Source organism: Mycobacterium senriense, from assembly GCF_019668465.1.
GTDB classification, from domain to species: domain Bacteria; phylum Actinomycetota; class Actinomycetes; order Mycobacteriales; family Mycobacteriaceae; genus Mycobacterium; species Mycobacterium senriense.
This window is the reverse complement of the sequence record NZ_AP024828.1, coordinates 1008165-1020602: the sequence shown is the minus strand read 5'-3', so window position 1 is coordinate 1020602 and position 12438 is coordinate 1008165. Positions and strand designations below refer to the sequence as shown.

The 12438-nt window shown below is 68.5% G+C and carries 9 protein-coding genes; 4 read left to right on the top strand and 5 right to left on the bottom strand.

From position 1 onward, the window contains the following. Nucleotides 1–16: 16 nt before the first annotated feature. Genes fgd through MTY59_RS04955 form a run of 3 tightly spaced genes read left to right on the top strand, consistent with a single transcriptional unit; the run spans nt 17 to nt 4288 of the window. Nucleotides 17–1027: a glucose-6-phosphate dehydrogenase (coenzyme-F420) gene (fgd, locus tag MTY59_RS04965; RefSeq protein ID WP_221044688.1), complete on the top strand. Its 1011-nt coding sequence runs from the start codon at nt 17–19 to the stop codon at nt 1025–1027. Between the two features lie 37 nt (nt 1028–1064). Beyond that, complete coding sequence (pta, locus tag MTY59_RS04960) at nt 1065–3122, top strand: phosphate acetyltransferase (protein ID WP_221044687.1); 2058 nt, start codon at nt 1065–1067, stop codon at nt 3120–3122. 2 nt (nt 3123–3124) lie between these two features. Then, complete coding sequence (locus MTY59_RS04955; RefSeq protein ID WP_431190730.1) at nt 3125–4288, top strand: acetate kinase; 1164 nt, start codon at nt 3125–3127, stop codon at nt 4286–4288. Here MTY59_RS04955 and MTY59_RS04950 read toward each other — a convergent pair. Next, nucleotides 4277–5461: a DUF1501 domain-containing protein gene (locus tag MTY59_RS04950; protein WP_221044686.1), complete on the bottom strand. Its 1185-nt coding sequence runs from the start codon at nt 5459–5461 to the stop codon at nt 4277–4279. The genes MTY59_RS04955 and MTY59_RS04950 overlap by 12 nt on opposite strands. Nucleotides 5462–5472: 11 nt before the next feature. Next, nucleotides 5473–6789 (bottom strand): DUF1800 domain-containing protein, encoded by a 1317-nt coding sequence (locus tag MTY59_RS04945; RefSeq protein WP_221044685.1) that lies wholly within the window; start codon nt 6787–6789, stop codon nt 5473–5475. 94 nt (nt 6790–6883) lie between these two features. Here MTY59_RS04945 and MTY59_RS04940 point away from each other — a divergent pair, with 94 nt between their 5' ends. Continuing rightward, entirely contained in the window at nt 6884–7738 is an 855-nt protein-coding gene (locus tag MTY59_RS04940) for a hypothetical protein (protein ID WP_221044684.1), read from the top strand. A gap of 109 nt (nt 7739–7847) precedes the next feature. On the opposite strand, the gene MTY59_RS04935 is transcribed toward MTY59_RS04940, so the two are convergent. Genes MTY59_RS04935 through glnX form a run of 3 tightly spaced genes read right to left on the bottom strand, consistent with a single transcriptional unit; the run spans nt 7848 to nt 12429 of the window. Further along, entirely contained in the window at nt 7848–10133 is a 2286-nt protein-coding gene (locus tag MTY59_RS04935; protein ID WP_221044683.1) for a serine/threonine-protein kinase PknG, read from the bottom strand. Then, nucleotides 10133–11110, bottom strand: a complete 978-nt coding sequence (locus tag MTY59_RS04930; protein WP_221044682.1) for a glutamate ABC transporter substrate-binding protein — start codon at nt 11108–11110, stop codon at nt 10133–10135. The genes MTY59_RS04935 and MTY59_RS04930 overlap by 1 nt, the downstream gene beginning before the upstream one ends. Continuing rightward, the gene (glnX, locus tag MTY59_RS04925) at nt 11110–12429 is read right to left on the bottom strand and encodes a protein kinase G-activating protein GlnX (RefSeq protein ID WP_221044681.1); all 1320 of its coding nucleotides are present in this window, start codon (nt 12427–12429) and stop codon (nt 11110–11112) included. Before glnX ends, MTY59_RS04930 begins: the two co-directional genes overlap by 1 nt. Nucleotides 12430–12438 lie beyond the last annotated feature (9 nt).

Here is a 12438-nt window from a genome sequence, read left to right as displayed (position 1 = left end):
GGAGTAGAAAGAACGGGTGGCTGAACTGAAACTCGGATACAAAGCGTCCGCTGAACAATTTGCACCGCGCGAACTCGTCGAACTCGCTGTCGCCGCCGAAGGGCACGGCATGGACAGCGCAACCGTCAGTGACCACTTCCAGCCGTGGCGGCACGAGGGCGGACACGCCCCGTTCTCGCTGGCCTGGATGACCGCCGTCGGCGAGCGCACCAAGAGGCTGGTGCTGGGCACCTCGGTGCTCACCCCGACCTTCCGTTACAACCCCGCCGTCATCGCGCAGGCGTTCGCCACGATGGGCTGCCTGTACCCGGACCGCATCTTCCTCGGCGTCGGCACCGGCGAGTCGCTCAACGAGATCGCCACCGGATACGAGGGCGAGTGGCCGGAGTTCAAGGAACGCTATGCCCGGCTGCGCGAATCGGTGCGGCTGATGCGCGAACTGTGGCTGGGCGACCGCGTCGACTTCGAGGGCGAGTACTACCACACCAAGGGCGCCTCCATTTACGACGTTCCGGAGGGCGGCATCCCGATCTACATCGCCGCGGGCGGCCCGCAGGTGGCCAAGTACGCGGGTCGGGCCGGCGACGGCTTCATCTGCACCTCCGGCAAGGGCGAGGAGCTGTACAAGGACAAGCTGATGCCCGCCATGAAGGAGGGCGCGGAGGCCGCCGGAAAGAATCCCGACGACGTCGACCGGATGATCGAGATCAAGATCTCCTACGACACCGACCCGGACAAGGCGCTGGAGAACACCCGCTTCTGGGCGCCGCTGTCGCTGACGGCCGAGCAGAAGACCAGCATTCACGACCCGCTGGAGATGGAGAAGGCCGCCGACGAGCTGCCCATCGAGCAGGTGGCCAAGCGCTGGATCGTGGCGTCCGACCCCGACGAGGCGGTCGAAAAGGTCGGCCAGTACGTGAAATGGGGCCTCAACCACCTGGTGTTCCACGCGCCCGGCCACGACCAACGCCGGTTCCTGGAGCTCTTCGAGAAGGACCTGGCGCCGCGGCTGCGGCGGCTGGCCTGAGGGGCGCCCGAATGGTCTCCGGCGCTGTGTCAGACCAGTGACAGCGATCTACATCGCCGCCCCCGAGCCGGAGACCGGCAAGTCGACGATCGCGCTCGGACTGCTGCACCGGTTGACCGCGACGGTCGCCAAAGTCGGTGTGTTCCGGCCCATTACCCGCTCAGACGGCGACGAGCGCGACTACATCCTGGAACTGCTCCTGACGCGGACCACCGCGGACCTGTCGTACGAGCAGTGCGTCGGCGTCACCTATCAGCAGCTGCACGCCGACGCTGACGCCGCCCTCGCCGGCATCGTCGACGCGTATCACGCGGTGGCCAAGGCGTGCGACGTCGTGGTGATCGTCGGCAGCGACTACACCGACGTGACGCGGCCCGCGGAACTTTCCACCAACGCGCGCATCGCGGTCAACCTCGGTGCGCCCCTGCTGCTGACGGTCAGCGGCAAGGGGCGCACGGCCGCCGAGATCGCCAGTGTCATCGACGTCTGCCTGGCCGAGCTGGACGCCCAGCAGGCGCACACCGCGGCGGTGGTGGCCAACCGCTGTGATCCGGCCGAACTGACCGACATCGCCGCGGCCCTGCGCAGATTCGCCCAGCGCAGCTACGTGCTGCCCGACGAACCGCTGCTGTCGGCGCCGACGGTGGCCGAGCTGGAGCAGGCGGTCGGCGGCACCCCGGTCAGCGGCGAGGAGTCGCTGCGCGAACGCGAGGTCACCGGGGTGCTGGTGGCCGGGATGACGGCCGACCATGTCCTGGAGCGGCTGCGCGACGGCATCGCCGTCATCACCCCCGGCGACCGCTCGGATGTGGTGCTCGCCGTCGCCAGTGCCCATGCCGCGGAAGGCTTTCCGTCGCTGTCGTGCATCGTGCTCAACGGCGGCTTCGCGCTGCACCCGTCCATCGCCGCCCTGGTCGCCGGGCTTCGGCTGCGGCTACCGATCGTGGCGACCGCACTGGGCACCTACGACACGGCCGGCGCGGCGGCGGCGGCGCGGGGCAGGGTCACGGCGACCTCACAGCGCAAGATCGACACCGCGCTGGAGCTGATGGACAGCCACGTCGACATCACCGATCTGCTTGCGCAGCTTGCCATTCCGATCCCCACTGTCACCACGCCGCAGATGTTCATTCACCAGCTGACGCTGCGGGCACGTGCGGATCGCAAGCACATCGTGCTTCCCGAAGGCGACGACGACCGGATCCTGCGGTCCGCCGGACGGGTGCTGCAGCGCCGCGTCGCCGACCTGACCATCCTGGGCGATGAGGCCCGAATCCGCCAGCGTGCGGGGGAACTCGGCGTCGACCTGAGTGATGCCACGGTGATCGATCCGCGCGACAGCCAACTGCGTTACGAGTTCGCCGACCAGTACGCCGAGTTACGCAAGGCCAAGGGCGTCACGGTCGAACAGGCCCGCGAGGCCATGCGCGACAGCACCTATTTCGGCACCATGCTGGTGCACAACTCCCATGTCGACGGCATGGTGTCGGGCGCCGCGCACACCACCGCCCACACCGTTCGGCCCGCGTTCGAGATCATCAAGACGGTCCCGGACGTCTCGACGGTGTCCAGCATCTTCTTGATGTGCCTGCCCGATCGGGTGCTGGCGTACGGCGATTGCGCGATCATCCCGAACCCGACACCCGAGCAGCTGGCCGACATCGCGATCTCGTCGGCGCGCACCGCCGCGCGGTTCGGCATCGAACCGCGGGTGGCGATGCTGTCGTACTCGACCGGCGACTCGGGTACCGGCGCTGACGTCGACAAGGTAAGGACGGCAACGGAATTGGTGCGGAAACGCAACCCCGACCTGCCGGTCGAGGGGCCCATCCAGTACGACGCCGCGATCGAACCGTCGGTCGCGGCGACCAAATTGCGCGACTCGCCGGTGGCCGGCCGCGCCACCGTGCTGATCTTCCCCGACCTCAACACCGGCAACAACACCTACAAGGCGGTGCAGCGCAGCGCGGGCGCGCTTGCGATCGGGCCGGTGCTGCAGGGCCTGCGCAAGCCGGTGAACGACCTGTCCAGGGGCGCGCTGGTCGAAGACATCGTCAACACCGTGGCGATCACGGCGATCCAGGCTCAGGGGTAGCCGTGGCGGACGGCAGCGACACGCGCCTGGTCCTGGTGATCAACTCCGGCTCGTCGTCCCTGAAATACCAAGTGGTCGACCCGGATTCGGGCTCCGCACGGGCGACAGGCCTCGTCGAGCGGATCGGAGAGGAGTCGTCGTCGGTTCCCGACCACGACGCCGCGCTGCGCCGCGCGTTCGACACGCTGGCCGACGACGGCATCGACCTGCAGGCGAGCGGCATCGTCGCGGTAGGCCATCGGGTGGTGCACGGCGGCAACACTTTCTATCGGCCCACGCTGCTGGACGACGCGGTGATCGGCAGGCTGGACCATTTGTCGGAGCTGGCCCCGCTGCACAATCCGCCCGCACTCAAGGGCATCGAAGTCGCGCGCAAACTGCTGCCCGACCTCGCCCACATCGCGGTGTTCGACACCGGGTTCTTCCACGACATGCCGCCGGCGGCGGCGACCTACGCCATCGATCGCGAGCTGGCGCAGCGGTATAAAATACGCCGGTACGGCTTCCACGGCACGTCACACCGCTACGTCAGCGAGCAGGCCGCCGCGTTCCTGGATCGATCGGTCGGTGACCTGAAACAGATTGTGCTGCACCTGGGTAACGGGTGCTCCGCGTCGGCGATCGCCGGCACCCGGCCTTTGGACACGTCGATGGGTCTGACACCGTTGGAGGGGCTGGTGATGGGCACCCGCAGCGGCGATATCGATCCCAGCGTTGTCGCTTATCTGTCGCACGTGGCCAACATGGGAGTCGACGACGTCGAGTCGATGCTCAACCAGCGCTCCGGGGTGTTGGGCCTGTCCGGCGAGCGCGACTTCCGCCGGCTGCGGACGAGGATCGAATCCGGTGACGAGGCAGCGCAATTGGCGTACAGCGTGTTCACCCATCGGCTGCGCAAGTATATCGGCGCCTACCTGGCGGTGCTGGGGCACACCGATGTCATCAGCTTCACCGCGGGGATCGGCGAGAACGACCCGGCGGTGCGCCGCGACGCGGTCGCCGGCATGGAGGAGCTCGGCATCGTGCTCGATGAGCGCCGCAACCTGGGCGGCGGCAAGGGCGCGCGCCAGATCTCCGCCGACGATTCACCGATCGCCGTGCTGGTGGTCCCGACGAACGAAGAGCTGGCCATCGCCCGTGACTGCGTCAACGCACTAGACCGATAGGAAGCCGAGGCTGTTTCGTCCGGTGCCGACCGAGGGGGTGGGATCGGCGCCGACCGTTCGCGCCAGCACCTCGGCGTAGATGTCACGAAAATCGGTGGTGTACTTCAGGTCTCCGTTGTCGAGGTCGGTGAGGCTGGGCTGCTCGCCGTAGAAGCCGCCGTTGACCGGGGCGCCCGCGATGAAGACGGGACCGGCCGTGCCGTGATCGGTGCCCTGCGAGGCGTTGGCCCGCACCCGGCGCCCGAATTCCGAGTACGCCAGCAGCACCACGTCGCGGCCGGCCATCTCCCGCACGAACGCGGTCACCGCCTCGTCGAATGTTTGCAGCAGACGCTGCTGGGTTCCGCGCTCGCCGGCGTGGGTGTCGAACCCGCCCAGTTGCACCGTGTAGACCCGCGTGGGGACGCGGGCTTTGATGGCCTGGGCCACCATGCTCAGCTGGGCGGACAGTGAATTGCGCTCCTTGGCAGCCGGTTTCACCGGGGCGAAGGTGGTGTCGGTCGTGCGTGCGGCGCGATAGGCCTTGCACACCGCGGCCATCGCCGGGGTGTCGTCGGGGTCGTCGTTGCCCAGCGCGGCCATCACCGCGTCGAATTTCTCCGCCGTGGCCGGGCCGCCGCCCGGCGAGAGCGCCGCGGCCGTGCACTTGGCGCCGACGGCCAGCGGGGGCAGCACGGCCCCGATGTTGACCGCCCGCAGCGGATCGTCGCCGGTGGCGTCGAGCCAGCGGCCGATCCAGCCCGTCGACACCGGCTCGGCCGGTGACGCCGTCTGCCAGATGTCCATGGACCTGAAGTGGCTGTGGTCGGGCTTCGGGTAGCCCGCGCCGCGCACGATGGCGAGCCGCCGCTGGTTCCACAGCCCCGCCAGCCCCTTCATCGCCGGGTTGAGCCCGAGTTGCTCATCGAGGCGCAGGACATCACCCGGGGCATAAGCGAGTTCGGGACGGGCATCGTGATAGGCGTTGTCCGCGTAGGGGATCACGGTGTTGATCCCGTCGTTGCCGCCGTAGAGCGTGGCGATCACCAGGACGCCGGCGCCGTCGGCCAGTGGCCGGTCTTGTGCCGCGCGCATCAGGTCGGGCCAGCTGACGGCCACGGTTGCGGACAGCAGGCCGGCCGCGCCGGCACCCGCGCTGGCGATCAGGAATCGGCGACGGTTCATCTCGGGCATGGCTGATCTCGTTAGGACGTCAGGTATTCGGGAGTGTTGACGGCGGTAGCGACCAACTGCGCCGGCTGGCGCGCCAGCGGCCGCAGCGCGTTGACGGTGCGGTCCGACCAGGAGCCGATGCCGATCAGATAGCCGACCGCGTCGACGCGGTCATTGGCGGCGGTGCCCTCGATGCCGGAAAGGTCGCCCGCCTGTGCCAGTTCGGTCGCGGCGCGCAGGCGGGCCCCGGCGCTGGCGGTCGACAGCCACACCTGGCCGCTTGGCCAGCCCCCGACACTGGGCGGATAGAACGGGCGCTGACCCAGCGTGCGCAGGGTCGCGTCGATCATCTTCAGGCGCTTGGGTTCGTTGACCGGCACCCGCAGGGCCCGGATGACGCCGACGAGCCACTCGGCCGGGGTGTTGACCACCGCGGCGCGGCTGCCGGTGAACTCGTTGTCGGTGAGGATCGCCCGGGTCAGCGCGCGCAGGTCGCGGTTGGGGCCGTACGCGGCGACCAGCCGGTCGAGCACCGGTGGTGGCGCCGGATCGTCCGATGCCAGTTGCCCCCACAGCCGTCCCGCGACGTATTCGGCCGATTTGGGTTGCGCCAGTACGGTGTCGCAGAAGCCGGCGGCATCGGAGTTGCGGCTCTGCCCGAACAGCGTCTTGGCGTTCGCGTCATGGCGTTTGGGGACCATCGAGGTCTGGCCGCCGGCGCCGATCACCCATCCCGTCAGGGCCCGCGCCCCGTTGCGCACGTCGCTCTCGGTGTAGCCGTTGCCATGTCCCAACGCGAACAGCTCCATGAACTCGCGGGCCAGGTTTTCGTTGGGCGCCTTGGCGGTACTGCTCTGCGCGTCCAGCCAGCGCAGCATCGCGGCGTCGGTCAGCATCGCGTAGGCCAGGGCGCGAAAATCACCCAGCGACCCCGCGCGCAGTTTCTGGTTCTGCGCGCCCATGTACGCGGCGACCCGCACCTTCTGCGCCGAGGTGGCGAAGTGGTTGTGCCACAACAGGGTCAGCTTTTCGTGCACCGGCTGCCGCACGTCGACCATGCGACGTATCCACCAATCCGACAGCACGCCCAGCTGTTCGGTGACCTGCTGGTTGAACTGCTTGCGCGCGGCGGGCGTGGCGCGCTTGCCCGGTGGGCTCGGCGCGGCCAGGGCGGGCATCGGGGTCGCGACCGCGCCGGGGTCGGCCTCGGGGTCGGTGGCCAGCATCGCGTCCACCTGGCCGGGCCAGTCCCGGCCGACGGCGGCGTCGACCTCGGGTCCGGTCACCCCGAACCCAGTCCGGCGCAGCATGCGGGCCGTGCTGACCCACGCGGTGGACTGGCCTGCCATGCGATAACTGTGCCAGGTCCGCCTTGCGATTTCCTTGTGACGCCTGTGTATGCAGGTGCACGCGATGCGGCGTACGCGTGTGATTCTGCGCGGCATGAAGGAGCCGTTTGTCGGCAGCGCGGCGCTGCGCCATCGCTCGTTGAGCCGACACCAGCTGCGGACGCGATACCGCGCGGTGTTCCCCGACGTCTACCTCTCGAATGACGCCGTGCCCTCGCTCGAGTTGCGTATCGCAGCCGCGTGGCTCTGGTCGGGTGGCCACGCCGTCATCGCCGGGGCCGCCGCTGCTTTTCTGCTCGGAGCCAAGTGGATACCCGACAATGTCCCTGTTGAGCTGATATGCGACAGACCTCGCGCTCCTCTAGGCGTGCTGACGCGCCGCTGTGCGCTAACCGAGGGGGAGACGCAGTCGATCGACGGGTTGCCGGTCACCACACCCGAGCGAACCGCCTTCGATATCGGGAGGCGCGGGGCCGTGCGCTCAGCCGTTGTTCGCCTCGACGCCCTTGCGCGTGCGACGGACTTCAAGATCGACGACGTGCTGAGTGTCGCCCGCCAGCACCCTCGTTCGCCCGGCCTGCGGCAGCTTGAAACCGCGCTCGACTTGGTCGACCCGGGCGCGCAGTCGCCGCGGGAAAGCTATTTGCGCCTACTCCTTATCGACGCCGGCCTGCCCCGGCCGCAGACCCAGATACCGGTGCTCGGCGTGGACGGCATCCCCTTCGCCTACCTCGACCTGGGCTGGGACGAGGCAATGGTGGCTGTCGAATACGACGGCGATCAACACCGGACCAACCGACGGCAATACGTGAAGGATGTTCGACGGCTGGAAAGGCTCGAGCGGATGGGCTGGATCGTCGTCCGGGTCGTCGCTGAGGACCACCCCGTCGACGTGGTGCGCCGCGTCCGAGCCGCGCTGGCGGAGTCCAGTGTGCGTTCTGGGCTTTGAGTGTGCGTGCAGGGCGAGTTCCACGCTATTTTCCCACCCTGGAAGCACACTCGACGGCCGTGGCGGAAGGCCGAGGCGAAGGCTCGACGAAAGCGAAGCCAACGCAGCCCTAGAACGTACTGGTGGGCCGGACCCGGTTCGCCATGTCCACCAGCGCGTAGCGGTGCCGCTGGGTCGGGGCGACACGGGCCAGGTTGCGCAGCGACGCCTCCACGCCCAGCCGCAAACCGTGTTCGGTGAAGGGGAATCCGAGGATGTGGTTGGTGCTCGCCTTGTTGTCTTCCAGCCAGTCCATCGCACAGCCCAGCACCAGCGCGCGGATCTGCAGCACGCGGGGCTCGGTGGGCGGCAGCGCCTCCACCCGCCGGGCCGCATCGCGGATATCCTCTTCGGTGATCTCGCTCTTGGTCCGGCCGGACAGCAGCGTCACCGCGCTGGTCAGCCGCGCGGTGGTGAAGTGCCGGGAGGTGGCGGGCACCTCGTCCAGCGTGCGGACCGCGGCGGCCCGATCCCCTTGCGCGGACAGCGTCCTGGCCAACCCGAACGCGGCCGAGATCACCCCGTCATTGGTCTTCCACACCGTCTCATAGAACTTGTGGTCGTCGACGTCGCCGGCCAATTCGGCGGTGGCCGCCAGCGCCAGCTTGGGTGCCAGCTCGCCCGGGAACGTGTCCAGCACTTCGACGAAATGCATTGTGGCCGAATCGTAGTCGCCGGTGAGAAGATCGGCGACGGCCTTGTACCACACCAATCGCCATTGCCAGCCGACCCGCGCGGCCAGGTCGTCAAGCTTGCGGGTGGCCTTGGCCACATCGCCGAGATCCAGCAGCGCGCGGACCTCCATCAGCGGCAGCTCCACCGACTCGGACACCTCGACGCCGTCGGCGTCCAGCGTCCCGTGCCGGGCCGCGCGCAACGAGTCCAGGGTCTGCACCGGCTGCGACAACACGGTCGCCTGCAGGACGGGAGCGGCGACGTCGGCCGGATCGACCAGCGGAACCTGCAGCGCGGTAACGATTTCGCGGGCGGTCAGCTTCTCCGAGTGGACCTGACCGTCCAGGTACACGTCGGTGTGGGCGACCAGCAGGTCCACCCCGAACGTCGAACGGCTGGGGCTGAAGATGGTCGAGAGCCCGGGCCGCGGCACCCCGCTGTCGTGGGCGACCACCTCGCGCAGCACACCCATCATCTGGGCGGACATCTCCTCGGTGCTCGAGAACCGGCGCCGCGGGTCGGGGTCGATGGCGCGGCGCAACAACCGGCGGAAGGAGTCATAGGTGGTCAACACCGAGTCGTGCTCGGGCAGGCCGTCGACGTAGCGGCCGTTGCGCGTTTGCAGGTTCAGCGTGAGCGCGGCCAGCGTGCGGCCCACCGTGTAGATGTCGGTGGCGACCGTCGGGCCGGTCCGCACGATCTCGGGCGCCTGGAAACCCGGTGTGCCATACAGGTATCCGAACGAGTTGATCCGCGACACCGCGCCCAGGTCGATCAGCTTGAGCTGCTCCTCGGTGAGCATGATGTTCTCCGGCTTCAGGTCGTTGTAGACCAGGCCGATGGAGTGCAGATAGCTCAGCGCGGGCAGGATCTCCAGCAGGTAGGCGATGGCCTCGGCGACCGGTAGCTTCTCACCCTTCCCGTGCCTGAGCGGCTGACCGCCGACGTACTCCATGACGATGAGGCCGACCGGATTTCCGTGCTGGTCGACGTGCTCGACGAAGTTGAAGATCTGCACGATCTGCGGATGGACCACCTCGGCCAAAAACTGTCGTTCGGCCATCGCGATCGCCTGCGCCTCCGCGTCGCCGGAGTGCACCAAGCCCTTGAGCACCACCGGCCGGTCGTTGACGTTGTGGTCGACCGCCAGATACACCCAGCCCAGACCGCCGTGCGCGATGCAGCCCTTGACCTCGTACTGGTTGGCGACGATATCGCCCGGGTTGAGTTGCGGCAGAAACGAATACGGACTGCCGCAGGACGGGCACCAACCCTCCGACGTGCCCTTGGCCTTCTTGCTGGACCGGCCGACCGGTTTGCCGCAGTTCCAGCAGAAGCGCTTGGACTCCGGTACCACCGGATTGGTCATCAGGGCTTCGCGTGGATCGATGTCGCGTCCGCGCGGGATCTCGACCAGGCCGCCGCCGAGCTGCCGGACCGCCGGCACCGATCGCGTCGCCACCGTCATGCGGTCCTGCGAATCGGTGTCTAGGGCGCCCAGCGAGATGTGCGGAAAGTCATCGTCATCGTCGTCATCGAAGTCGGGACGGAACAGCGCCTGGGTGGCCTGCAACCGCCCGGTGGCCGCGCCGCCGGTCTGGACGTCGGCGGGCTGGGTGCCCGGGCCCACGTCTCCCGAGCCGGATTCCGGTTGCTCGGAGTGCTTGTCCGGCTCGGCCATCAGTCCAGATACCTCGGTACGGGCGGGGCCGGCGCGGGCCCCAGCACCGTCAACCACTTGCGGTACAACGTGTTCCACGTACCGTCGCGGCGGATCCGTTCCAGGGTCCCGTTGACGAACCGCACCAATCCGGTGTTGTTCAGATTGACCCCGATGCCGTAGGGCTGGGTGGCCATATTCGGCCCGACGATGTGCAGGTAGGGGTCCTCTTCGACCAGCCCGGCCAGGATCGAATCATCCGTGCTGACCGCGTCGATCTCGCGCTGCTGCATCGCCACCAGGCAGTCGGCCCAGTTGACCACCGACACCACCACCGGCGGCGGGTCGATCTGCTGGATGCGGTGCAGCGACGTGGTGCCCTTGGCCACGCAGACCCGCTTGCCGGACAGGTCGGCGACCTTGACGATCGACGAGTCGCGCGGGGCCAGGATGCGCTGGTTGGCGTCGAGGTAGACGGTCGAGAAGTTCACCTGCTTGCGCCGGTCGCAGGTGATGGTCATGGTCTTGACCACGACGTCGACCTCGGAGCGCTGCAGCGCGGTGACCCGTTCGTCCGACGCCAGGATCCGGTATTCGACGTGGGACGGCGCGCCGAAGATGTCGCGCGCGATCTCGCCGGCGATGTCGACGTCGAAACCGGTGATCTCACCTGTGATCGGGTCGCGGAAGCTGAACAGGTTGCTGCCGATGTCGAGCCCGACGATCAGCCGGCCCCGGGCGCGGATGTCGGCGACCGCGGCGTCCGCCTCCGCCTTGGTGGCGAAGGGCCGCAGGCTGGCCGTCAGGTCGCAGTTCTGATTCGGCCCGTCGGGCGGCAGCGGCGGCTGGGGCGGCAACTGCTCCATGCCGACCGGTGTCGGCGGCGGCAATGTCGGCACGCTGGCGACCCGCAGCGATTCCGTGTGTCCGCAACCCGCCAGCACGACCGCGGCGGCGGCCACGGTGCACGCCCGGCGAAGCATCCGCAGGCGGACCATTATCGATACTCTTTCAGCCTCGGCCACAGGCCCAGCGCCACCGCGATGGCGGCGCCGAGGCTGAGCACCACGCCACCGACCTGGGCGCCGGACAGCCCGCTGCGCGCGTTGATGACGTCGTTGCGCAGGTGGATACGGCCCTGGTCCATGGCCTTGACCAGCTCGTCGTCCAGCTTGTCGAACGCCGGGGTGGAGTCCTCTTCGCTGCTGCCCAGCGCCACCTGGGTGGCGGCGCGGTAGTTACCCACCGAGATGTACGAGGTGATCCGGTCGTTGGCCTGCCGCCAGCGCAGCAGCAGCTGATCGGCGCCTTCCAGGTCCGGCTTGTCCACGGCGTCGCTGCGGGCCATGTACTGGTCGAGCTGGCGGTGCATGGAATCGAGGCGCTGATAGAACGACTGCTTGCGCTTCTCCTCGTCGCCGCGACGGATCAGCGACAGCGTCTCGTCGGCGCGGGCCTGCTGGGCGGTGATCGCGACGTTGGTGACGGTCTTGAGGGATTCCGCGGCAGTGTCCTTCGCACTACGACTGGCCGTCGTAGAAATGGTCAGCGCAGTTCCAACCCAAACCACCATGACGAGAATAGCGAGTGCGCCCACCACCAGCCCCGGGTTGATTCGGCGCCGCGTGCGGCGCGCCAGCCAGCGGTGCGAGAAAGCACCGAAGATCACGGTGGCGCCGACCACCATGATGACCGGTGCGGGGATCTGGGTCGACGCGGTGGTCTCGGCGTCCACCCGCTCCGACGTCGCCTGATACAGCTTGGCCGCGTCGGGCAGGATCGTCGATTGCATCAGCCCCGACGCCTCCGACAGGTACGACGATCCGACCGGGTTGCCCTCGCGGTTGTTGGTCCGGGCGATTTCGATCAGCCCGGTGTAGACGGCCAGCTCGGCATTGATCCGGCCCAGCAGCTGCACCAGCGGCTCGTCGGTGAGGCCGCTCGAGGCGCGGGTCACCGCGACGGACGCGTCGGTGATCGCCTGCTCGTAGCGCTGGCGAACCGGCTGCGGCTCGGCCTCGGCGATGAACGCGGTGGCCGCGGCGGCATCGGCGACCGACAGCGTGGTGTACAGCCGCCCGGCGGCGAACGACAGCGGCTCGGTGTGGTTGAGCACCGTGGTGAGCACCTGCTGCCGGTGGTTGATGGTGGTCGAGGTGGCGAAGGCGCTGATCCCGCCGAGCGCGGCCAGCACGATCCCGATTGTCAGGATGCGCCCCGGCGTCGTCGAGATGAACCACCAGCGTGGATGAGCCGGTTCGGCCGGTGACCGCGATCCCTGCGGCTCGGTCGACGGGTGCGCCAGCTCAACCGTCACGTCTTATCA